The 22586-nt window shown below is 45.0% G+C and carries 21 protein-coding genes; 4 read left to right on the plus strand and 17 right to left on the minus strand.

Translation table 11 applies throughout. The annotated features are described in order from the left end of the window. Nucleotides 1-412: 412 nt before the first annotated feature. On the plus strand, nucleotides 413-2443 hold the full coding sequence (locus HMPREF1705_RS10250) for a methyl-accepting chemotaxis protein (RefSeq protein ID WP_009200857.1): 2031 nt from the start codon (nucleotides 413-415) through the stop codon (nucleotides 2441-2443). Nucleotides 2444-2449: 6 nt separating this feature from the next. Here HMPREF1705_RS10250 and HMPREF1705_RS10255 read toward each other — a convergent pair whose 3' ends face one another. From HMPREF1705_RS10255 to HMPREF1705_RS10265, 3 genes are all read right to left on the minus strand, one after another. Continuing rightward, nucleotides 2450-3667 carry an iron-containing alcohol dehydrogenase gene (locus HMPREF1705_RS10255; RefSeq protein ID WP_009200856.1) on the minus strand — a complete coding sequence of 406 codons (1218 nt, stop codon included), beginning with the start codon at nucleotides 3665-3667 and terminating at the stop codon, nucleotides 2450-2452. A 206-nt stretch (nucleotides 3668-3873) separates the two neighbouring features. Then, nucleotides 3874-5202, minus strand: coding sequence for an MFS transporter (pgtP, locus tag HMPREF1705_RS10260; protein ID WP_009200855.1), 1329 nt, complete (start codon nucleotides 5200-5202; stop codon nucleotides 3874-3876). Between the two features lie 623 nt (nucleotides 5203-5825). Beyond that, nucleotides 5826-7043, minus strand: coding sequence for an ISL3 family transposase (locus HMPREF1705_RS10265; RefSeq protein ID WP_009200644.1), 1218 nt, complete (start codon nucleotides 7041-7043; stop codon nucleotides 5826-5828). A 269-nt stretch (nucleotides 7044-7312) separates the two neighbouring features. Here HMPREF1705_RS10265 and HMPREF1705_RS10270 point away from each other — a divergent pair, with 269 nt between their 5' ends. Then, nucleotides 7313-8575, plus strand: a complete 1263-nt coding sequence (locus HMPREF1705_RS10270) for a YeeE/YedE family protein (RefSeq protein ID WP_009200854.1) — start codon at nucleotides 7313-7315, stop codon at nucleotides 8573-8575. Nucleotides 8576-8631: 56 nt separating this feature from the next. Beyond that, complete coding sequence (locus HMPREF1705_RS10275; RefSeq protein ID WP_009200853.1) at nucleotides 8632-10329, plus strand: FAD-dependent oxidoreductase; 1698 nt, start codon at nucleotides 8632-8634, stop codon at nucleotides 10327-10329. Between the two features lie 65 nt (nucleotides 10330-10394). Here the strand turns inward: HMPREF1705_RS10275 and nudC are convergent, their stop codons facing one another. The 11 genes from nudC to nagB form a co-directional block, all read right to left on the minus strand. Then, nucleotides 10395-11189, minus strand: a complete 795-nt coding sequence (gene nudC / locus HMPREF1705_RS10280; protein WP_040347912.1) for an NAD(+) diphosphatase — start codon at nucleotides 11187-11189, stop codon at nucleotides 10395-10397. Between the two features lie 240 nt (nucleotides 11190-11429). After that, on the minus strand, nucleotides 11430-11792 hold the full coding sequence (gene panD / locus HMPREF1705_RS10285; protein ID WP_009200851.1) for an aspartate 1-decarboxylase: 363 nt from the start codon (nucleotides 11790-11792) through the stop codon (nucleotides 11430-11432). A gap of 92 nt (nucleotides 11793-11884) precedes the next feature. Next, nucleotides 11885-12412, minus strand: a complete 528-nt coding sequence (locus HMPREF1705_RS10290) for a macro domain-containing protein (RefSeq protein ID WP_009200850.1) — start codon at nucleotides 12410-12412, stop codon at nucleotides 11885-11887. A 127-nt stretch (nucleotides 12413-12539) separates the two neighbouring features. Next, nucleotides 12540-13412 (minus strand): shikimate dehydrogenase, encoded by an 873-nt coding sequence (aroE, locus tag HMPREF1705_RS10295; RefSeq protein ID WP_009200849.1) that lies wholly within the window; start codon nucleotides 13410-13412, stop codon nucleotides 12540-12542. 279 nt (nucleotides 13413-13691) lie between these two features. Then, the gene (aroD, locus tag HMPREF1705_RS10300) at nucleotides 13692-14474 is read right to left on the minus strand and encodes a type I 3-dehydroquinate dehydratase (protein WP_009200848.1); all 783 of its coding nucleotides are present in this window, start codon (nucleotides 14472-14474) and stop codon (nucleotides 13692-13694) included. Nucleotides 14475-14539: 65 nt separating this feature from the next. Further along, the gene (locus HMPREF1705_RS10305; RefSeq protein ID WP_009200847.1) at nucleotides 14540-15334 is read right to left on the minus strand and encodes an IclR family transcriptional regulator; all 795 of its coding nucleotides are present in this window, start codon (nucleotides 15332-15334) and stop codon (nucleotides 14540-14542) included. Between the two features lie 30 nt (nucleotides 15335-15364). After that, nucleotides 15365-16291, minus strand: coding sequence for an isocitrate lyase/PEP mutase family protein (locus HMPREF1705_RS10310; protein WP_040347911.1), 927 nt, complete (start codon nucleotides 16289-16291; stop codon nucleotides 15365-15367). A gap of 302 nt (nucleotides 16292-16593) precedes the next feature. Next, nucleotides 16594-16815, minus strand: a complete 222-nt coding sequence (locus tag HMPREF1705_RS10315) for a sulfurtransferase TusA family protein (protein WP_009200845.1) — start codon at nucleotides 16813-16815, stop codon at nucleotides 16594-16596. Between the two features lie 20 nt (nucleotides 16816-16835). Then, complete coding sequence (gene yedE, locus HMPREF1705_RS10320; protein WP_009200844.1) at nucleotides 16836-17927, minus strand: YedE family putative selenium transporter; 1092 nt, start codon at nucleotides 17925-17927, stop codon at nucleotides 16836-16838. 24 nt (nucleotides 17928-17951) lie between these two features. After that, entirely contained in the window at nucleotides 17952-18101 is a 150-nt protein-coding gene (locus HMPREF1705_RS10960) for a hypothetical protein (protein WP_009200843.1), read from the minus strand. A 597-nt stretch (nucleotides 18102-18698) separates the two neighbouring features. Further along, nucleotides 18699-19421, minus strand: coding sequence for a glucosamine-6-phosphate deaminase (gene nagB, locus HMPREF1705_RS10330; RefSeq protein ID WP_040347909.1), 723 nt, complete (start codon nucleotides 19419-19421; stop codon nucleotides 18699-18701). Between the two features lie 262 nt (nucleotides 19422-19683). Here nagB and HMPREF1705_RS10335 point away from each other — a divergent pair, with 262 nt between their 5' ends. Further along, the gene (locus HMPREF1705_RS10335; RefSeq protein WP_009200839.1) at nucleotides 19684-20052 is read left to right on the plus strand and encodes a flavodoxin family protein; all 369 of its coding nucleotides are present in this window, start codon (nucleotides 19684-19686) and stop codon (nucleotides 20050-20052) included. A gap of 71 nt (nucleotides 20053-20123) precedes the next feature. Here HMPREF1705_RS10335 and HMPREF1705_RS10340 read toward each other — a convergent pair whose 3' ends face one another. Genes HMPREF1705_RS10340 through HMPREF1705_RS10350 form a run of 3 tightly spaced genes read right to left on the minus strand, consistent with a single transcriptional unit; the run spans nucleotide 20124 to nucleotide 22559 of the window. Then, nucleotides 20124-20534 carry an SMI1/KNR4 family protein gene (locus HMPREF1705_RS10340; RefSeq protein ID WP_009200838.1) on the minus strand — a complete coding sequence of 137 codons (411 nt, stop codon included), beginning with the start codon at nucleotides 20532-20534 and terminating at the stop codon, nucleotides 20124-20126. Nucleotides 20535-20554: 20 nt separating this feature from the next. Next, the gene (locus tag HMPREF1705_RS10345; RefSeq protein ID WP_009200837.1) at nucleotides 20555-21574 is read right to left on the minus strand and encodes an HNH endonuclease; all 1020 of its coding nucleotides are present in this window, start codon (nucleotides 21572-21574) and stop codon (nucleotides 20555-20557) included. After that, nucleotides 21564-22559 (minus strand): hypothetical protein, encoded by a 996-nt coding sequence (locus HMPREF1705_RS10350; protein WP_009200836.1) that lies wholly within the window; start codon nucleotides 22557-22559, stop codon nucleotides 21564-21566. The genes HMPREF1705_RS10345 and HMPREF1705_RS10350 overlap by 11 nt, the downstream gene beginning before the upstream one ends. Nucleotides 22560-22586: the final 27 nt, after the last annotated feature.

The following is a 22586-nucleotide window of genomic DNA, read 5'->3' on the forward strand; positions in this document are numbered from 1 at the left end:
AGCGCTGCATCCAGCTTCGCTTCATCATTAACTGAGAATATCTTTTCCTCTTCCTGAGGTGTCAGGCAAAATTTGCTGTTAAGAAGTTCTGCCAGTGCCTTTTGTTTTTCTCTTAACTTTTTTTGAAAGGAACGCTATTAATATTTTGCCACCATTGGCCTGAAATCAGGCGCTAAAACACCGGTTTTGCACCGGCTAAGATATTATAACAGCTTGGGCAGGATCTTTGATAAGCAAGTTTGACGAGCGATCAGCATGGTTGATTTAGGACTGCCATATACCAAAATGGTGGGTATTTTGTAATAAATTCAATGTGTGCCTTTCTTTTTATTTTGCAATCATATAGAATAAATCACAAGGGGTAAACAAATTGATTTTTCTACAGAAGCGTAAAGATTAAGGGGGATGTTTAATGAGGTCTATACGTACCAAGATCCTGGTTTATGTCCTTTCTGTTGTAGTGGTATCATTTGTGGTTATCGGGATAATTTCGTACTTTGAAGTTTCTAAAAATGTTATGGGTGTAACGCTCGACCTGACAAGCCAGATTAATAAGGCTGTGTCAGGGGATATTGATGAAACCATTCACGGATTGATGAACAGAATCGAATCCATAGCGAAGACAATTCGAGTTAGGTCCATGGATTGGGAAGAAGCCAAAGGGGCTTTACATGACTTATCTGACTCAGAGTCTGCTTTTGAAGGCGGCTTTTTGTCTTGGCCCGACGGAAGAACTGAAACCACTACAAACAAAACTGTGGACATATCAAATAGAGATTATTATAAGGTAATATTTGAGCAGGGTGCGCCTTATGCAATTAGTGAAGCGGTAATTTCGTTGGGCACACAAAAACCGGCATTTGTCATTGCTTTCCCCGTAATCAAAGATGGACAGCGCGTAGGACTAGTTGGCTTTAATGTTTCATTGGAAAGATTTTCAGAGCTAGTCAGCTCCTTCAAACCCCTGGGCCATGGCTATGTCGTCATAGTGGATAACACGGGAACCGTAGTTACCCACCCAAATGCCAACTACATCATGAAGCTAAAACTGTCTGAGGCAGATTCCCAGGGCTTCAAGGGGCTGTCTGCCGTTGGATCGGCAGTGCTTTCCGGCAAAGAAGGCGTGGCCGATGTCTACGATCCAAACGGCAACAAGCTCAAGGTATTTTACGCTCCCTTAGAGTATGCTCAAGGTTGGAGCACCATGGTAGTGATACCTGCAAGCGTCGTTAACGGCATGGCTTCAAAAAGCGTAATCCCGGTAATCATAACCATAGTCATAGCACTTATACTCGTAAGCCTCATAATCTTTTACGTGGCCTCCAGGACGACCAAGCCGCTTGTCGCCATCACAAGCTCTGTGGAAAGGTTTGGTCAGGGCAACCTAGACGTGAGCTTTGAGGTCAAAACTCAGGACGAAATAGGTCGGATAGCTGCAGCATGCAAAGATGCCGTAGATAAACTAAGGCAGGTCATCGCCGAGGCCTTCAATATCAGCGCCAAAAACAAGGATGCCTCTGAAAATATGGCCTCTGCCACCCAGGAAATTACGGCATCGCTTCAAAACATAAACAGCTCCATGCAGGAAATATACTCACTGGCGGAAAACAACTCAGCCGCCATAGAGGAGACCAGCGCAGGCATAGAGGAAGTGGCAAGCGGCGCTCAGTCTGCAGCCAAAAGCGCAGTGGATGCCGCAGAAGCTGCAAGGAACGCCATAAACGCCGTTGAGGCAGCAAACGAACAGATGACGGGCTGCACCAAACAGCTTGAAGTGGTAAGGGACATGTCAAGCGACAGCGTGAACAAGACCGATCATCTCGTGTCTTCGCTTCATTCCATCACCGACTTCGTAAACGTCATAACGGGCATAGCCGACCAGACCAACCTGCTTGCCTTAAATGCTGCCATAGAGGCTGCACGTGCAGGAGAGCACGGACGAGGCTTTGCGGTCGTGGCCGAAGAGGTACGCAAACTGGCCGAGCAGTCCTCAAAGGCGGCTCAGGAAATCAAGGGACTCATGTCCGACTTGGACGTAAACGCCACTGCTACAGCAACTACGATAAAGGAGACGGTGGACACCACCATGAAGGTCATAAACGCCGTGGAGGTAACGCAAAAGACTTTAGAGAATGCCACAGCACAGGTTACTAAGATCAACGATTCTATACAGTCTCTGGCTTCAATAGCTGAAGAGCAGTCCGCCTCCACTCAGGAAATGGCCTCAGCGACAAACCAGATAGCCAAGGATGCTACCAGGATGGCCGAACTGGTGGAAGACATGCGGACAGCTCTTGAAGAGATCGGCAAGACTGCTGAAACAATTGCCCGTGATGCGGTAGGGTTGGACGAAGGGGCCAGAAAGCTCGAAGAGGTGTTGTCCTACTTCAGGGCCGCCAATACGCAGGGTGTGCAGAGGGCAGCCCTGAAGCCTCTGAACTAAATCAGTTTAGCTGCAGCAGAGGGGGCGCATCGATTCGACATAGATCGTACGGATGACTTGCCTGTTTGCCCGGATAGGTGCCATGGCAAGCAAACCGTCTAAAGACGGTGTAGTCATAGTAAGGTCGGTCAGACGATCGATGTCGCTCTCTTTAAATCCCTCGTCGGCAAGCTTGGATGTAACACCCATTGCGTAAAGCCACTTTTCGACCCCGCGGGCTGCCCTTTCGGCTTCTGCGGGGATTCCTTTTAGACCGTCAACAATTGGTGCAAAAATTTCAGCCAAGACCTCGGCGCAAGCAGGATAGATTTGCTTTACCACGGCCGGAAGCAATATCGCAAGACCAAGCCCGTGGGCGAGCTCCGGCTTTACTCCCGAAAGCGGATGCTCCAAGGCATGAGTGAAGTGAAGCAGGCCATTATCGAAGCTGATACCGGCTATTATGGATGCGTAAAGCAGGTAGTAGCGAGCAGTGAGGTCTTCGGAATGTGACAGGGCCTGGGGCAAGTAAGTTGCCACCAGCCTTACGGTTTCCTTAGCCATCATTATAGAGTAGGGACTTGCTGCTTTGGTGGTAGCTGCCTCTACAACGTGGTTTATGGCATCGATTGAAACGTAGCGCGTCTGATCCGCCGACAGACCGGTCATCAAAGCAGGATCATCGATAGCATACATGGGATAGATACAGTCGTAAGCGATTGCCGGTTTGTAGTTGAGCTCAGGAATGCTTACAACCGCAAAGCGATCGACCTCGGTACCTGTACCGTGTGTTAAATTGATGGCTACGATAGGTACAGCTTTAGTCGGGTTGAACTTAAGCTGATAAAGCGAACGGGCATCTTGATCTTTGTATACCATGAGTATCGCTACGCTCTTGCCGGCATCTATGGGGCTTCCTCCCCCTATGGCAACAACTGCCTGGGCGCCAAAATCGCGGGCCATCTTGGTGGCCTCGTCAACCGAATCGGCAGTCGGGTTGGGAGTAACCTTATCGTAAATTACATAGGAAATCCCATATTTCTTAAAAGCCTCAGATACATAATCCCAGGCACCGGATCTCTTGTACGATCCGTGTCCAGTTACACAGATGATTTTTTTGACGCCCTGCCCCGACAGATTTTTCATTATCTCATCAATTTTTTTGATGGCTCCGACTCCAAAGTAATCCAATACGCGTGAACGAATTTCTTTTACTTCGTTGATAGTTATTCTGTGTTCCCACATTAGTGCAACACTCCTTTCGTGATAGTTATCTTTATCCCTTATCGTAAGAGAGCAACAAAAATTTTACTTCCGGCTGGCAAAACTTGTCAACGAAATTTTGGCTCTGCAATATTTACAGGCATCATAATTGCCTATAAATTTTTTAGGATACTTAATTAAGGGCGTGCATATACATCAGCCACGCCCTTTAAAATAAAAAGAAAAAATTAAACTGACGCTGGTTTTTGCTTTGAGAGGTTCCAAGTGGGTATTAGAAATATTATGGTCAACAGGCATGAGGCAATAATGAGAAAAAAAGCGCCATTCCAACTAAATTTGTCGACGATAATGCCAATTATAAAGCTTGCTGCTACGCTGCCGCCTACATATCCGAAAAGCCCTGTCAATCCTGCCGCAGTCCCCGCTGCCTTTTTAGGAACGTAATCAAGAGCTGCCACGCCTATGAGCATTACAGGCCCATAGATCAAGGCTCCTGCAAATGCTATGGCAATATTAATGGCCGACATGTTCTCGCTTTTCCAGTAAAGAAAAACGGCTACCATTACACCTATCATACATATAATAGCCATAGGCGCTCTTCTGCCATGAAAAACTTTGTCGCTTAACCAGCCCACTACAATGGTACCTGGTATAGCAGCCCATTCGTAGAGAGCAAAAGTAACGCCAGCCTCCTTTATGTTAAAGCCTTTGACTTCTTTTAAATAAACAGGGATCCAATCCAGCAGCCCGTAACGAACAAGGTAAACGAATATATTTGCTATAGCAATGTACCATATATATTTGTTGTTAAGAACATAATTAAGAAGTATTTCTCTGCCACTTAGCTCCCGCTCCATATCTTTGGGATCAATTTGGATCTCAGGATAATCATTCCGATATTCTTCTATTGGCGGCAATCCGACAGATTGAGGGGTATCGCGCAAAAAGACTATAACAAATAATGCAATCCCAATTGAGATTAATGCAGGAAAATAAAACATACCCCTCCAGGTTGCAAAAAGAGTATATCCAGCAAGAGCAATTGTTGGGACCATGGCTGCGCCGACATTGTGAGCAACATTCCATACTGCCATCCATGTTCCACGTTCTTTTGGAGAAAACCAATGCGCAAGCGTTCGCCCGCACGGCGGCCACCCCATGCCTTGAAACCATCCGTTTAACAGCATCATAACGAACAACAGAGGAACAGATGAAGCAAAACCGAGCATTATATTAGCTATTGCCGCTAATATCAAACCTACCGATAGAAAATATCTAGGGTTGCATCTATCAGACACATTTCCCATGACGAATTTGCTTATTCCATAGGCAAAACCCAATGCCGAACCGACAAAGCCTATTTGAGCTTTGGAATAGCCGTATGTCTCAATTAAATAAGGTGCGGCCATGTTAAAATTCTTTCGGATAAAGTAATAAGCTGCATATCCAATGAAAATACTAACAAAGACTTGAAGACGATATTTCTTGTAGTTGCTTGGAATTTTGTCGTCAGACATACGCTCGATTGGAGTAGCCGGCCTAAGAAAATCTAACATATTACCACCTTCCCTTACATTTTTTAATATGCCTTTAATAGCAAAAGAGCCGCTAATAATACCAATATCATATTTGGCATTCTTTTGCGGCTCTTTATCTCTTAAAAGAATGTATTCGAAAATAATAAATAAAATATCTAAATTTACTTAGCAAGCATTCAATTGTATATAATATAATGAGAATATCATCATGATGTCAAGTAAATTAAAAAATAAAAATAATTAAATATATCAGAACAATTTAATCCTTTGGGATCAGATCTTGAATTTTACGGTAGCATGTGAATATCATAGATAAAACGACATTATTATATCAATAGGCTACTTGAACAGCGTCGGATTATTTTATAAACGAACCATAATTTCCATAAAACCTAACCGTGACGTTGTTAGGCTCAGTATTATTTTGTGGCCCAAATTTTATTAAAGTAATTGATACCACTTTTTCCGCGGTCTCGTAAACTCAAAGCATAAGAATTTCCTTCATTCTTCTATTAAGTAAGATATCCTCCCTTGATAAATATTTCTGTCATAGATATGAATCATACTGGTATTCAATAAATTAAAATTCAAGATTCAAGATCCTACCCTCGAGGATACAATACGGGGTAGGGGGCTCTATTTCAAATAGTGTGGAAACACTCCGGTGGTAAGAATCCCAACATTATCTTTTTTGTGTAGACCTCTACGTTTCTAAGACCAAAGGAGATTCGTTTTAGCATCTTCACCTTCGTATTACATCCTTCGGTATAGGCATTGGTAGTTTTGTTGTCGAAGTAGTTTAATATAGGCTGTCGCCACCGTTTTAGGGTATTGCCCCACCTGTACAACTCGGCATCGTCAGAAGCCTTCAGGTTCATGATGATCAGGTCTAAAAGCTTGGCTGCCTCGTCCTTGTCCTTCGCCCTATATACGTCCCTTAAGCGTTCCTTGGCCCAGTAAAAGCCCTTGAGGTTTGGATAAGTTTTTAAAAGCTCGTCTACCTTTTGCCTTCCTCTGTCGCTTAAATTCTCCCTTGCAATTAAGAATATCTTTTTAGGTATCCTTACCTTACCCTTATGCCTTACGTCCTGCTCAATCCTCCTGGCTTCGTCCATGCGCTTATTGGCATCCGCTATCACGTGGAAATGGTCTACCACCACATTGGCCTCAGGGAAGAGCTTATTGGCCGCCTTCCTGAAGGCCTCCTTCATGTCTATGCAGACTTCCTTGACCTTATGGGCAGGGATCTCGGATAAGAAGGCCTCCAATGTGGCTAGGCGGTCGTCTTTTAGGACCTCAAGCACCTTCTTTGCCTTAACGTCTGTTATTATGAGCACCATCTCCTGATGTTTGAAGCTATGCTCGTCTATCCCTAAGTGAAGCTTTTCTGCATCGTTTATTGCTGACCGCAAGAGGTCTGGTATCGTTTTTGCCTCCATCAAGATCTTTTTAGCCTTGCCGTAGGAGATTTTAAGCAGCTTCGATATTGCCTTAAAGCTCATCGAACTCAAAAGCCACAAGACCAACTTTTCCGCATAGTTGGTAAGCCTGCTACGAGGTTTTATTATCTTAAGCTCCTGCGTAAATGTGCGGCCGCAATGCTTACACTTCCACCTCTGCCTGCCATGTATCTCAAGATATACTTTCTTTCCGTTGATTAACGTGTGCAGCACCTTCCTTGGTTTGGCTTTGCCGTGCCTGTAGAAATCTTTTGAGTTACACTCGGGACAAACTGCTGTCTTGTCGGGTTTAACTTGCACCTCAATCACAAAAGCATCCTCTTCTTCACGCGTATCCGATATCTTGAAGCCTTTAAGTCCGAGCATTTTGGTGATATTATTATTATGGCCATTGGCCATGGTGGTAAGAGCCTCCTTTCTTAATGGGTTTGGTTGGTTCTTACCACCATTATATTTTTTGTGTCAAATTTCCACACTAAAGATTATAGAGCCGGGGTAGGGTTGACAGATATACCCTATAGGCTATATAATTTACAATAAATTGTGTTGGATTTAACAAAGTTTGTTTCGAAAGGCTTGGGGTAATGAACGCATTCTTATATTGCCGAACCGGCAAAACCTTTAGGACATTGGTTAAGTATCATGACGTTTAGGGAGGGGAACTTTGTATGAAGAGAGTTGAGTATGTCGTCGGATTTCTGGCAGCCTTATGCATTGTGGTCGGAGGCAAGATGTTTTTAAGTAGTAATGACCTTTATTTTAGACTGTTGATAGGGACGGGGTTGGGATACACATTATCGAGGGCGTATACAGGCTTTGCCGGCAGCGTGTACAGGGCGTATAAAACCGGGTCTACCAAGCTGATGAGAACGATGACGTTCATGTTTTTTATTACGGGCTTGTTGATGGCAGCCTTTTTGTTCCGATCGGATCCTGCTTCCTATAATCTTTGGATTAATCCTATAAATATGGGGCTAATCATTGGCGCATTTCTCTTCGGATTTGGAATGTCCTTTTCCGAATGCTGTGCAACGGGAGTACTTACAATATTTCCCTCTGCTCTTCCAAAGGCCATCATTACGCTCTTCTTCTTCGGCGTAGGTGTTTTCCTCGGTTTTCCAATACAAAGAACCGCTAGCTGGGTCAATGATTCCTGGTTTTCGACGGAGGTTGGTAGTAAACTTGCGGGAGGAGTTTTTCTGCCCGATCTTTTCAAGGGCGACGGTTTCGGGGGTTATTTGGGAGCTATTCTCCTCATGGCCCTATTCAGCGGGATTGTGGTATATCTTTGTTATTTGTACGAAAAGCGGAGGATTGAAACCAATACATACACAGGCGTTCCTCTTGAAATCATGCAGGACCAACTTAAACCGATGGACGTAAAGACTTTCAAGCTTTTTAGCGCCCAGACATACGAGCACCTATTCGTAAAACCCTGGACATTAAGGGAGGGCGCTGTCGGGCTGGCTCTGCTTTTCATGCTCCTGATGGGTGTAACCAAGGCCGGTTGGGGTGCATCCACTCCTTACGGAATTTGGGTAGGCAAATTGTTCATGTTATTTGGTATGTCGCCCGAATCTATCGCCAATTTCACCCATATGTCCGCCGATACCTTCACTCTACCCTTCTTTAAACACGGCGCTTCGGTGCAGAACTTCGGGATTATCGTAGGCGCCTTGATATATTTGCTAACAGCGGGGCAATTCGCGCAAGCGTTTAAGTCAGGATTGCGCATGAAAAAGAAGGAGGCAGCAGTATTTGCGCTAGGCGGTATTTGCATGGGATTTGGCACCCGCCTTGCTAACGGATGTAATGTCGGGGCGTTGTATAGCCCTATTGCCAATCTTTCGCTATCGGGATGGATATTTCTGGTTTTCATGGTAATAGGAGGCATCCTCAGCTGTAAGATCAGGAGCAAGATATCGGTGTAACTGACGCCTACGAGCGGGAATTTAAAATATTTTAAACTACCGGGAGGTAAGTATAAATGGAAAAAAAGATTTTAATAATCGGCGGAGTGGCCGGCGGGGCTTCCGCTGCGGCAAGAATAAGGAGATTAGACGAGTCTGCCAGGATCGTTATGTTTGAGAAGGGACCACATGTTTCATTCTCAAACTGTAGTCTGCCCTATCGCCTCAGCGATACCGTTAAAAAAACCGAAGATCTCATTTTAATGTCTCCGGAAAAGTTTTTAAAGCAATATAACATCGAAGCCAGGGTCAACAGTGAAGTGATAAAAATCAAAAGAAACGAGAAAAAGATCTTGGTAAAGGATCACTCCAGCGGCAGAGAATACGAAGAAAGTTACGATAAATTAATCCTCTCTCCCGGCGCACACCCCATCTTGCCGAAAAGCATCGAGGGAGTTGATAAAGAACACGTATTTACAGCTAGGAACGTGGTAGATATCGATCGGCTATATACGTATCTCAAAAAGAACAACATCGAAGATGTCGCCGTAGTCGGCGGTGGTTATATAGGGCTGGAAATAGCGGACAACTTGCATAGGGCAGGTAAAAAGGTTTCCATAATAGAAGCCACGGAACAAGTAATGGCACCTTTTGATAACGATATGGCACAGATACTTCATAAAGAGATATACGATAAAGGCGTCAATCTCATCTTAAACGATGCCGTAGTGAAGATAGACAACGATCACCTAGTCCTGAAGTCCGGGAGAAAGGTCAACGCCAAGGCCGTGGTCATGGCCGTCGGCGTAGCACCCGATATAGCTCTCGCCAAGGACGCAGGGCTTGAAATTGGCGCTACAGGCGCGATCAAGGTCGACCATAACTACCTGACAAACGATAAAGATATTTACGCCATAGGCGACGCCATCGAAGTATACTCCCGCTTAGAACACAAGTACTTCAGATGTGCTCTGGCCGGGCCGGCACAAAGGCAGGCAAGGGCTGCAGCCGATCACATTTACGGCATCCCCCACAGAAATAACGGACATATATGCACCTCTATCGTCAAGCTTTTCGATCTGAACGCCGCATCGACGGGATTGAATGAAAAGCGGGCTAAGGCCGCCGGGATTTCCTACGATTTCGTTTACATAATCCCCTTTGATAAGGTCAGCCTTATGCCTGACTGCAATATAATGCATTTTAAGTTAATATACGAGTACCCAACGGGAAGAATACTGGGCGCCCAGGCCATAGGAAAGGGAAACGTGGATAAGAGGATAGATGTCATAGCCACGTTGATATTGATGAACGGCACCTTGGAGGACCTAAAGGAGTTAGAACTGTCCTACGCTCCTCCCTTCAGCACTCCAAAAGACGTGGTCAATCACGCCGCACTGGTCGGCTTAAACCTCTTAAACGGCAGGTACAAGCAAGTCCCCGTCACGAAGGTAAGGGAATTGGTGGAAAACAATGCCTTTATCGTCGACGTTCGCGAGAAGGACGAATACAACAAGGGCCACCTCATAAATGCCGTCAACATTCCTTTAAGCGAGCTGAGATCAAGGGTAAATGAAATACCCAAAGACAGGCCCGTTTATTTGCACTGCCGTTCTGGCCAGAGAAGTTATTACGCCGTGATGGCTCTGCAGGGTTTGGGATATAAGAACGTCTATAATATCTCCGGTTCGTTTCTCGGCATTTGTTGCTACGAGTACTATCAAGATCAAGTGACGGGAAGAAAGAAGATCGTTACAGAATACAACTTTAATTAGACTGCATGTAGATTATAAAGGGAGGGCAAAACGCTCTCCCTTCTTTTATCTTATTAACCTCGACTTTAAGGCTCCACGCTCCGGCTGTGCCTGAAATTGTCTATGAGCTTACGGGCTATGCTGACTCCCGGCGGAAGATCGGGCATTTCGTTGGGAGAAAACCAGCCCGCATCCAATATCTCGCGGCCGTCCGGCTCGAGTTCGCCCGATGCCCATTTGGCCGTAAACCCCACCATGATCGAGTGAGGAAAGGGCCAGGGCTGGCTTCCGAAATATTTGATGTCCTTTACCTCTATGGAGACTTCCTCCCTGACTTCGCGCCTGACGGCGTCCTCAAAGCTCTCGCCAGGTTCCACGAAACCTGCAATGACGCTGTATCGCTTGGGAGGAAAGCTGGCGTTTCTGGCAAGCAGTATTTTGCCCTCCCTTTCCACCGCTACTATCACTGCAGGGCTTACGGGAGGATAGAAAACCGAACCGCAGGTTGGGCAAGTTTTACAGTTGTCCACCAATGAGGGTTCCAATCTATCGCCGCAGGACATGCAAAAGACGTACCGTTCGCTCCAATTCATCAATTGATAAGCTCTTGCTGCCCTGTAAAATATTTGTTCGCCAAGCAATGACCCAACTTCGCGCAATCCCACAGTAATCATGCCGCTAGGAAGAACGACGTCAGAAGGTATTTCAGCCCAAAATTCGTTGGGAGTCTCGCTTTTATCACGATCACCAATGGAAATAACACCTTTATTAACATATTTATCGGAAATAATTTCGATATCTGAGGTTGTTGGCAGTTTCGCTGCAGAGGAATGACACACCACTAATTCGTTACCTTTAAATATGTACCAAATTTGTTCCACTGTACTCCCCCTGCTTTCATTTATAAATAAAAACGTCATTAATCAAAAATTGTTATACTCAAAGGACGTAGATCTCGCCTCTTATTCTGAAGATTAGTTAGAGGGAAAATACGAAAAATTGCGTAAGAAAGATCTTTTTCATGTTTGAAAGATCTTTAAAAAGGGTCTTATAAAATAAATGGCTTGATTAAAACACAACAGGGCTTAGCATAAATACCTTATACTAAAAACTGACAAATTTTATATTTCGCTATCATGGATTATGTTGTTCTCATCGTCATAGATCAGTATCTTCGGTTGCCAGTTTCGTGATTCTTCTACAGACAATTGCACGAAGGACATTACGATCAGCTTATCCCCAATTTGTACCAGGCGGGCTGCAGCACCGTTTAAGCAGATTTTTTTAGAAGCCCTTTCCCCAGGAATTACATAAGTTTCAAAGCGAGCTCCGTTATTTATGTTCACAACCAGAACTTTTTCATATGGTAAAATATCACAAGCCTCCATGATATCCTGATCAATAGTTATGCTTCCCATGTAGTTTAAATTAGCATCTGTCACAGTTACCCGATGAAGCTTGGCTTTAAGCATCGTTCTTTGCATGATGTTTTCCCAGCATTTTCTGCGTGGGCTTAGACCTCCTTTTTGCGGAAATTTAATTTTGCTATTAAATATTCAATAACCTAACCTAAAACTTATAGGCTTTCTAAAACCTTCTCGTGAATTTTGAGATCTCTATCGCTGTGAAGGACAAACCTGATTTTCTTTACGTGCCTTAGCGAAGGGATGGTCTCTTTGACGGTCCTTAGCGCCACCTCCGCCGCCTCTTGGACGGGATAGCCGAAGACACCTGTGGATATAGCCGGAAAGGCTATGGAGTCTATTTTGTGTTCATCGGCAAGCTTGAGGGCGTTTCGATAGCAATCTGCAAGCAGCCTGTCTTCGGGTTTGTCTACGCCATAGCGGGGTCCCAGGCAGTGGATGACGTATTTGTTGGGAAGATTATGTCCGCCTGTGATGACAGCCTGCCCCGGTTTTATGGGCGCCAGAGGACGACACTCCTTATCGAGCTCAGGCCCTGCAGCGTGATGTATCGCTCCTGCCACTCCCCCGCCTGGCCTCAACCAGGCATTGGCAGCGTTTACAACCGCTGTCACATCGGGCTGTCTTGTTATATCTCCCTTTACACACTCTATGATCACTCCGGAAATCGTCTTTTCCATGCCGTCTCCTCCTTTCCTGTTATGATTACATGATAGCTACGTCTCTATCGATTCCATTGTAACCTAATTACCCGGGTTTTTTAATGATGGCAGACTCACGGTAATTTAAGAGACACCAATTATCCGCTTAAAATCCGAAGTAATTTCTAAACGTCCGCTTCATCAACTCTAAGTCGGAATCTACTCCGAACCACAGCTTAAAGGCAGCAGCAGCCTGGTATACGAGCATGCCATCCCCGCTTAAGGTCTTGCAGCCTGCCTTTTTGGAATCAGCAAGCAGCTTGGTCTCGGGCGGGTTATAGACGACGTCACAGACGAACTGACCCGGGCGGAAGCTATCCGGCAATACCAGTGACTGGCCTTCCGCTTCGCCTTTCATGCCAACCTTCGTGGCGTTGATGATGATATCTGCCTCGGCGATGCCCTCAGGCGGCACCGGCTTATTGTTCAGGGGCCTCCACTCGCTTTTTCCGGGAAAGAACTTCTCTACTCTTTCTACCAGCGACATGGCCCTGGTTTGGCTGTTGTTGTAGACGATCACCTTTGAAACTCCTGCGTTTAGAAAGGCAAATACGACGGCCTTGGCAGCCCCTCCGGCGCCTATCAAAAGAAGGGTCTTTCCTTCGGGGCTTACGTTGGACTCCTCCATGAAGGAATTGAGAAATCCCATGCCATCGGTGTTGTAGCCGATCAATCCCTTTTCGGTAGTGACGATGGTGTTGACCGCGCCGCACTGCTCGGCGCTTTTATCCAAGCCGTCAAGAAGCTCTATGACCTTTTCTTTGTATGGCATGGTGACGTTTGCGCCTATTACGTTAAACACGTGCATAGTCTTCAATGCCTTTGATAGATCCTCGAGGCTTTGTATCTCAAGGGGGTAATACAAGTTGTTCATCTTTTTCGACTCAAATACCGTATTGTGAAGCAGGGGCGACAAAGTCTGCTTTAACGGGTTGCCGAAAATTACGACATATCTTGTATCTGCATTTGGATAAAACATATTTACCCCTTCCGATCAGTTTAATGTCCATCGACTTGCCAAAGGGCTTCCAGTTCGATGGACATGCTCTAGTAAAGATTTTAACACATAATAGTTGTATTTATAGAGAGCGAGGAGGGTAATCAATTTTTTTCTAGGGAGTGGATCGGTGCTTTTTAGTCATATGTAGTCCATGACTACTCCGAAAAAGAGGGGTGAATCTTTAGGTAGACTCACAATTTACGGTGACAAAACATCGTTATTTAAATCTAACACGCCTCATACTTGCACTCTTGTCCTTTACTCGTTAAGGTAAAGGGAATAAAGCAGCTTGTAAACTTCCCTTAGCTCGTCTGCCGGTATCTGTCCAGGGGCAGATGAGGCTACGCCCACCGCAAAGGTCAGATCCGAACCGAAGAGCCAACCTGCGATCCTCGTGATGGAACCAAGAGACCCCATGGACATGGTTATCAAGGGAATATCGGGAAACTCGCGCCGGGCCATCAGCGTCGCTGACATAAGTGCCAACACGTCTTCCATGGACTGGGGCATTACGGCGACCTTGGCGACGTCTCCGCCAAAGGCGATCTCCTTGGCTATGGTGGCAAAGATGACTTCTTTAGGAGGGGTTTTCTTGAAATCGTGAAAGGAGACAACTACATAAACGCCACGGGGTGAGGCAATTTGCTTTAAATTCTTGATTTCTTCGTAGCCGCTTATAAGCTCGATGTCGACGAGGTCAACCAGTATCTCTTCTATCGCACCTTTATAGAGGGCGTTTCTTGATTCCGCCGATACTTCCTGAAATCCGCCCTCAAGGTGGCTCCTGCACGTCAAAAGCAAGGGTATATCGGTCAATTTTCGTATCTCGCCAAGGACTTTCATGGAAGTTTGTTTGTCTGTTATGAAGTTCCAGGCGTCAACCCTGAGCTCGATAACGTCGGGAGAGCCTGCAATCGCCTTCTTGGCCTCCTCTAAAGCTGCCTCGGGAGTTTTCCCTACCAGGGGAAAGCAAATCAGTGGCTTATCTCCTCCAAGTTTCTTGCCCCTAACGACGACCGGCTTGGCTGCCTTTGGTCTCACGGATTTATCCTCCTTTTTTCATATTTAGATACATTTGCATAAAATTTTTTGCCCTTTACGATACCCTAATTTTTGCCTCCCGACATTGCGACTTCCACGTCTTTTGAATAACCCAATTGATAGGAAATTTCGCCTGCTGCGTTTATAATCGCCTCTACCACCTGGGGAGTTATTTCAAAACGAGAGACGGGACCGCTGGCGCTTAAGGAGGCAAGTATCTTTCCCTCTTCGTCAAAGACGGGCGCAGCAACTGCTGCCACCTCGATATCTCTCTCGCCGAAACTTACTGCATATCCCTGTCTTCTTATTTTGGCAAGTTCCTCTTTAAAGAGGCCTGCATCCGAGATCGTGTTTTTGGTCAAAGGTTTAAGTCGTGTATGGGAAATCAACCTTTCGATGAAATCCTCAGGTTGCCAGGCGACCAACACCTTCCCGGCAGCTCCGCAATATGAAGGGATCTTCTGGCCAAGGCGGACCACCTGTCTTACCAGGTGAATGCCTTCAGCCTGCTCAATACAGACACGATCAAAGCCGTCTAAAACGTAAAGGTTTACTGTCTCCTCTGTAGCGTTGCGCAGCCGCTCCATTACGGGACGGGCAACGTAACTAATGTTCATCGTGTTAGCAGCGATCGTTCCAAGGTGAAAGAGCTTCACGCTGAGACGATATTTGCCGCTCTTCGGGTCCTGGCACACATAACCTTCATCCTGGAGGACTTGAAGCAGCCAGTGAACCGAGCTTCTCGGTAGCCCTAGCTTTTTTGCGATTTCGCTCACTCCAAGAAAGGACTCCTCCAAGGAGAAGGCAGAAAGTACCTTTAAAGCTCGTCGAATTGATGTGCCTTTTTCCCTTTCAGCCATCTGCAATGCACTCCTTTAAATAAGTTAGCTTTAGTGAAGCTCCTTCTTTGCCTTTTCCAAACCGTCACGGCCCTGATACCTCAGCGCAATCTCATCCTCCGTGAGGTAGCGCGACTCCAAGTCCCTGATCTTATCCAGCTTTACAAGGCTCTCAAATTCTTCGAAACCGATGACGCCCGGCAAGTCCTTTATTGTGCCCTTTTCTTTTATGTATTCCAATGCCTGCTTGACTCCCCACGCAGCCGCCATTATGGAAGTGACGGGTATGCTGACCCTGGCAGCCCCCCATTCCTGCAGCTCCTGGATGGTGACGAGAGGCGTCCTTCCGCCCTGAAGTAGATTTATCGAGACGGGAGCATCAATGCCCTTTATCACCCGCTTGATTCCCTCCACGGACGTTACTGCCTCGACGAAGATGAGGTCAGCGCCTGCTTTGGCATACATGTTGCCTCGACGGATGGCCTCCTCCTCTCCGTAAACCATGTAAGCATCGGTGCGGGCGTTTATCACGAAGTCGGGATCCCTGGCAGCTTCCCTTGCCGCCTTTATCTTTAGGACCATCTCCTCTGCGGAGATGCACTGCTTTCCCGTTATGTGGCCACACCTTTTGGGGCTAATCTGATCTTCCAGATTGATGCCTGCAGCACCTGCGGCCTCGAACTCCAGGACCGTGTAGTAGGTATTCACGGCGTTTCCAAATCCGTTATCGCCGTCTGCCATGACGGGGATGTCGACGGCATGACAGATGCTGCGCGTAATTTCAAGCATCTGCGTGCTGCTTAGAATGCCGATGTCGGGCAATCCCAGAAGCGAAGCTGCAAAGCCAAAGCCCGAGCACTGCACTGCCTTGAAACCGGCAGCCTCTATTAGCCGAGCGGATAAGACGTCGTAAGCGCCGGGCATCACCAGGATCTCAGGGTCGTTTATCAGCTTCTTCAGAAGAGTAGTCTTGCGCACTTGAACCACCTCGTGTGTTCAACAATATTGAACATTGTTTTACAATGTTGTAACCTAATTGTATTCTATCAAAATATTTCTCTCTGTCAAGCATCTTTTCCAAAATATGTCACTTGCCTATCAAAACAAAGCGATATGAGGTATATCGCCGGTATTTTTATAGGAGATACAAAAAGACGGAGACCTAGTTCGCGGTCAGGTCAACTGTTTTTGCGGGATGACCGACCGGGAAACCGTGTCTCCGTCTTTTTGCTTAAACGCCGAGACTTTATCGGCAGTTATTCAATGGCAAACCAATTTTTTTACTTGCTTAACGTGATCTTAAAACCGCCCTCAGGCATCTCTTCATATTGGGCGGTCCAGCCCTGGCTTTTTGCGTAGCGGCTGACGTTCATCACGGAAGTCATTGTGTCGACCAACACGTAAATTTCACTGGATGCAGATCTTTCGATGGCCTTTTTCGTCTCAACCACCGGCTGGGGGCAGGAAAGCCCTCTAGCATCTACAGTTATGGATTCAGCCATAATTTTCACCTCTTTAATCTTTATATCTTTTCTCGCATCAGAAAGCCGACGCTAAGGCAAAACATTATTCCTATTATCGTCGCTGCCGGTCCGAATGCGCCCGGGCCCGTGCCTGAGCTGGCAAGGCTAAAGTTATGCGCTATGGCAGCGCCAAAAAGCATTCCCAATATGAAGACGGCGGCGTCTCCGTCCCCTTCTCCGCTCATGATAAACTGCCTTCCCGGGCATCCACCCGCAAGGGTGAAGGCAAGGCCCGACAGCACCATCCCCATGGCATTCCAGAGTACGTTCGTGTGGGCGATGGGCTGCCCCTCAAAACCGAGCTTGAATTGACCGAGAAGCAGATTGGCGATAAAAGCGGCGATGACAAAGGCTATTATTCCGTTGAAGAGGTGTAAATCTTTGAACATTATGAGGTCGCGCAAGGCCCCGACGGTGCAAAAACGGCTTCGTTGGGCCAACCAGCCGATCAAAAGCCCCGCGGCAAGCGACAAAGCAACGGGTGCTGCCATGGAGCCGGGACCTTTTTCGGAGAAAAATATAGCAGACGAGCCCTCGGGGCCAAAGCTTGGACGCAAGAGGACAAAGGCGACGAGAGTTATCGCCGCAAGGGGCATGATATAACCCAGGGGTTTTTTCGCGGGATAATTCCTGCCCAGGCTAAAACCCCGCCACAGAAAGGCGATTCCTATGGACACGCCAACGGTCAGTCCAAGGATGCCGGGGATAGCGTTTAAGTCTCCGGCGCTCAGGCGAATGTAAGCCCGCCACGGACACCCCAGAAAAACCAAGGCCCCGATCATTGCGAAAAAGCCAAGGAAGAAGCGAACGATCGGCGAAGACCCCGTCCTCGGCTTATATTCCCTGTATATCAAAGAAGAAATGAAGGAGCCCAATATGAAGCCGGCAAGTTCTGGTCGAATGTACTGCACAACGGCAGCCCTGTGAAGCCCCAAAGCTCCGGCGATATCCCTAGTGAAACAGGCTACGCAAATCCCCATATTGCCGGGATTACCCCAAAAGGTAAGGAGGGGTGCCAAAATTCCGACGGCGATTCCCGTCAGAATCGGGCCCTTACGAGACATAAGTGCGCGATTTAATGCTTGAAACATCTTTCAAACCACCTTTCCGGAAGCTTAAATTTCCAAGTAGAAAGCAAAGCACATCTCCACCGTCAATGCACCCTTTATGCGTGCGTAGAGGCGCTTCAAAACTTCCGAAAAAAGGCGGGCAAAATCATCGAAGAAGATCCGTGAGGAGCCGAAAAATCCGGAAGGTTCGGCCACGCTCGCCCTTCGATCGACCGAAAATCATTGCCCCGGGAGCCAAAGATGAAGCGCCAAAGCAAAAAAGCTTTCGGGTGCATGAATGCGGAACCCGCATCCTTCCCGGGCCTCATCGGCGATCGACGACAGACGACATGGACAAACCCTCCTTTCGCACAAGTCTTTGATTAAATTCCAAGAGCATAATATCACAAAAAAGGGAGTTTAAGTCAATTTCATAAATTGTCTAAATATTATTCTCCCCTTCCCGATAAACACTAAAAAATACACAGAAGCCTAAAGAGGAAAAGGACGGCCATTTCCTTTATCGTTTCAAGCGCTTTTCTAGCAAAAATTTCATGTTTATGAGAAATAAATTAAATAGTTTTAAAAACAGAATCAAAATACCTTTTTGCCGGCAAGATAGACGTCTTTTATATTTTTTTCGCCGTCGGCTAACCCTGTTGCCCTCATGGAATCCGTCCTCTGTCTTGATCCCCAGAGCGTGACAGGTAGAAAAAAGTATGACCTCGTTATTTAATAAAGCTAAGGCGATCATATTCGTAGCAGACCTGTATTGCCGACCTCGCTCGGGACATCGGTGTGTAACCTTTTTTATTATCCCGCTGCCTCTTTATCCATTACTACCGTTACATTGGGATGGAGGTGCAAAAAGGAGGCAGGCAATTTCGTTGTGACGTGCCTGTCCTTTATAAATTTACGCATGATATCGACTTTCTTTTTGCCGTTTGCAAGAAGCAGTATCTTTTTTGCCTTCATAATTGCACCTAGCCCCATAGTTATGGCCTTTTTAGGGACATTTTCCCATTTGTCGAAGAAGTTGGATATGACTCGCCTGGTTTCTTCTGCCAGTGGCGTTACGTGGGTATCGACCGCCAATTTGTCGGCCGGCTCATTAAAGCCGATGTGCCCATTTCTGCCTATGCCAAGGACTTGCAGGTCTATCGGGCCATGCTCTTCTATCATTTTGTCGTATATCCTGCAAAACTCTTCAGCCTCTTCGACATTTCCGTCGGGGATGTGTATATTCTGCGGATTTATGTTGATATGACTGAAAAGATTTTCATACATATAATAATGATAACTTTGTTTATCATTGGGGGAAACCCCACAAAACTCGTCTAAGTTGAAAGTCACGACTTGCGAAAAATCAAGGCCTTCCTCTTTGTGTATTCTAATGAGTTCTTTATACATGCCAAGTGGCGTACTTCCCGTGGCAAGCCCCAAGACCAAGTTTGGCTTTGCCCTTATCGCGTCGGCCACTATGCCGGCTGCCTCTTTGCTCATTTCTCTGTAGTCGCTTTTTATAGATATTTTCACGCAAACGTCCTCCTCTGCTTTATGGTGTATGCCCCTGACAATCCATGCTGCCGATATGTATCATCACTTTTAAAATTAGTGCTTACAGATGCTTTATCTCATTTACGGGACACGATTATGGAATTATGTCTCGACTAATTCTTATATTTTGACTTGAATATATTATAGCAACCCTTAATTTTTGGGCAAATCGATTTGCCCTTGCAAAAATCCAGAACAGGGTTTTATATTGTTTGGGTAACCTAATTAGGAGGTGTTGTCCATGAAATTAATTGCCGTAAACGGAAGCCCAAGGAAAAAGTGGAACACCGCTACGTTGCTCGAGCACGCCCTAAAAGGCGCAGAATCGGCAGGAGCCGAGACGAAGCTGGTACATCTTTACGATCTCGACTACAAGGGCTGTATAAGCTGCTTTGCCTGTAAGTTAAAAGGCGGGAAAAGCTTTGGGAAGTGTGCCGTAAATGACGATTTGGCTCCCCTTCTAGAGGAGATACGAACCGTTGATGCCCTGATCTTGGGATCTCCCATTTACTATGGAGACGTCACGGGAGAGATGAGGTCATTCTTGAAAAGGCTCCTTTTCCCTAACCCAATTTACGTCAATGATTTAAAAGAAATTCCCACTTTTTAAATCATGGTTTGGTATTTTATGATCAATAATGTGAGCCAAATTATATAACAGGCTTTTAAAATCAATCATTATTATTCATCAACTAAAGAATTTAATAAATCTGAAAATGTTAATGCCAAGAATGTGATTCTTTGCACCTCATGATCATAGAATACAACAGTTGGATTTTTATCTTTCTTATTCTTGTACAGGAAACAAAAATAATTGCCACACCCGTCACTGCCAAATGGGAATAGAAGACCGTTGCTTTCTTTTTCAAATAATCGATAATAAATTAAAACGAAATCTTCATCCTCTTTATTTAGACTATGTAAATGATCAATTTCAGTTTCGATATCAGGCAGTCCAGAGGGGATAGGTGTTCCTCCATTATGTTGTAATACACAGACAACGTAGTCTTCTGGCAACATCAAACCAGTTTCTTTCTCTACAAATAGCACATCATCCTTCGTTATAGGACTACTAAAATTTATCCACTTCAACTGTAAGCACCATCCCTTTCTTAGTTAATCACTGTTAATTCCATTAAATATTGGCTATTTCTTTCTACCTCTTGTTGCAGTTTAGACCACCTTGCTTTATCCTCTGCAAGCATACACGCCGCCTCTACTTTCAGCAGTTGCTCCTTTTGATAATCATCCAAAATTTTGTAGACGAGAGTACGGGTAATAACATATGTAATAGTTGCAATCGTAGTCGCAGGTTCAAACATAAGGATAGGCAGAGATGTTGACGCTACTCTTGTCGGCAGATAATCCAGTAAAAACTCAGTAACATTTGCTGCTCCCCAAGCGCTAAATACACTTCCAGAAATCTTTTTAAACTCTGTCATATTAGCCTGATTAGTTGCAAAAGAATATCCAACTGAAAAAACAAAATCTGCAAGTGCGATCTTTATCCACCTGTTCATAGTGGCTTTCATAATATTGCTCGCGCTTAAGTTTCTTGTCCTCTCAAAACCGCCTACATGATGAACCTCCCTGTGAGTTGATTCGCTTACCACTTGTATTACTCCTGGTCGTTCAGAATGATGCACTACGAACCCTAAACCTTTTGGATTTTTCCCAGTTCTTGCCGCTTCTTCAATAGCCTCTATTTGTTTTTTGGTGAAATTATATTTTTCCGGATTATTTTTAAGATCCTCGTAAAACTTCTGCCAAACATATCTTTTATGAACTGATCTCGAAGCAGTAATCATATTTCCCGGCATTCTTACTGAAAAAACAGGTTTAAATTGTGGCCAACCAGATCTAGTAAATCGAACCGCCTCATTTGCAGTAACTATTAACCTGCCTGCTCTTCTATTTAGAAAATCGTGGATTGCAGGAGAAAGAAAATCACTTGGTAATAAAAACGGTCTGGATCCACCTATTATTAAAGGAGGAAACATGATATCGTACTTAGATCCGTAGTCATCATAATTATAATTGGCGATGTGAGAAAAGGCCAATCCTTCGTCTCCTGTTAATATAACAAAAATAATGACTATACATAAAGCAAAGTATCTTTTTTTAGAAATCATTTAACCCCTTCCTTTCATCAAGGAGAAAAATTGACTCGTAACGTACTCTTGCTTTTTGCTGTTCTGTTTTTATCTGATCATAGAGGATATACATCCTCTCTGTTATTGCTCTAGCTAACGAAGGCTCAAATATTAAATTTAAATCAATCAACCCTAGTTTTTTATATAAGTATGATGCTTCATCCGCATCATACTTTTTATTAATATCAACAGATCTTACGATTTTCTCAGCCCAAAGATTATACTTTAAACTTTGCCTATTTTTAATGATTTGTATGGTCTTCTGTGCTTTAATAATTGCATCATCTAAATCCACTAAATCTATCGACTCATTTAAAGCATCATTCAAATTATCATGCAATTTTTGACATTTAACTAAGATCCCATACAAAAAACCGTTTGGTTCAATACTATTAATATCTTGAAGTGATTCGCTCAAAGCTTTCTTAACTAACGCATCCAATTCTAACTCTGCTTCTTGTATAATATCACTGTCATGGTGAGCATTATCTTTACTTTCTTCCTCAGACACTAATCCCAAATTTCTGGAAATATTTGACATTTCAAGGCGAGCTTCCAAATACCAATCCAGGAATTCTTCCCTGGTTTCTTCTGGAAGACATTCAACCATCACTCGAGAAGCAATCGAAAGTGAATCATATATACCTACATATTTGGCAAATGATGTTTTATCTACAGCATTTTCATATCTTTCTTTTGCTAGGGCAACCAAGTCTATTGATGCGATACATTTTTTTAAAAAATATATCTCATCATCGACCTCGATCTTCTTCAAGTAATCTACACCTTTCCTTGACATCTGTTCTTTTGTTTTTTCTAGCTTTTCAATCTCTTGTTCGATTAGTACCTTAGAGGATGGGATTTCCCCGGCCCAAACGTTTACATCTTCCATCAAAAAACTAACCAATGAAATTAAGATTATGAAGATAAGCTTTCGGATAATTATAAAAACTTGTCGTCCCATTATTTATAGTTCCCCCGTTTCTCTTTC

The sequence above is a fragment of the Acetomicrobium hydrogeniformans ATCC BAA-1850 genome (assembly GCF_000160455.2).
Taxonomy (GTDB): Bacteria; Synergistota; Synergistia; order Synergistales; family Acetomicrobiaceae; genus Acetomicrobium; species Acetomicrobium thermoterrenum.

Excerpts from the sequence above, each read along its gene's own strand:
- HMPREF1705_RS10250 (WP_009200857.1), top strand. The coding sequence starts at position 413 with ATGAGGTCTATACGTACCAAGATCCTGGTTTATGTCCTTTCTGTTGTA.
- HMPREF1705_RS10255 (WP_009200856.1), bottom strand. The coding sequence starts at position 3,667 with ATGTGGGAACACAGAATAACTATCAACGAAGTAAAAGAAATTCGTTCA.
- pgtP (WP_009200855.1), bottom strand. The coding sequence starts at position 5,202 with ATGTTAGATTTTCTTAGGCCGGCTACTCCAATCGAGCGTATGTCTGAC.
- HMPREF1705_RS10265 (WP_009200644.1), bottom strand. The coding sequence starts at position 7,043 with ATGGCCAATGGCCATAATAATAATATCACCAAAATGCTCGGACTTAAA.
- HMPREF1705_RS10270 (WP_009200854.1), top strand. The coding sequence starts at position 7,313 with ATGAAGAGAGTTGAGTATGTCGTCGGATTTCTGGCAGCCTTATGCATT.
- HMPREF1705_RS10275 (WP_009200853.1), top strand. The coding sequence starts at position 8,632 with ATGGAAAAAAAGATTTTAATAATCGGCGGAGTGGCCGGCGGGGCTTCC.
- panD (WP_009200851.1), bottom strand. The coding sequence starts at position 11,792 with ATGCAAAGAACGATGCTTAAAGCCAAGCTTCATCGGGTAACTGTGACA.
- HMPREF1705_RS10290 (WP_009200850.1), bottom strand. The coding sequence starts at position 12,412 with ATGGAAAAGACGATTTCCGGAGTGATCATAGAGTGTGTAAAGGGAGAT.
- aroE (WP_009200849.1), bottom strand. The coding sequence starts at position 13,412 with ATGTTTTATCCAAATGCAGATACAAGATATGTCGTAATTTTCGGCAAC.
- HMPREF1705_RS10305 (WP_009200847.1), bottom strand. The coding sequence starts at position 15,334 with ATGGCTGAAAGGGAAAAAGGCACATCAATTCGACGAGCTTTAAAGGTA.
- HMPREF1705_RS10315 (WP_009200845.1), bottom strand. The coding sequence starts at position 16,815 with ATGGCTGAATCCATAACTGTAGATGCTAGAGGGCTTTCCTGCCCCCAG.
- yedE (WP_009200844.1), bottom strand. The coding sequence starts at position 17,927 with ATGTTTCAAGCATTAAATCGCGCACTTATGTCTCGTAAGGGCCCGATT.
- HMPREF1705_RS10335 (WP_009200839.1), top strand. The coding sequence starts at position 19,684 with ATGAAATTAATTGCCGTAAACGGAAGCCCAAGGAAAAAGTGGAACACC.
- HMPREF1705_RS10345 (WP_009200837.1), bottom strand. The coding sequence starts at position 21,574 with ATGATTTCTAAAAAAAGATACTTTGCTTTATGTATAGTCATTATTTTT.
- HMPREF1705_RS10350 (WP_009200836.1), bottom strand. The coding sequence starts at position 22,559 with ATGGGACGACAAGTTTTTATAATTATCCGAAAGCTTATCTTCATAATC.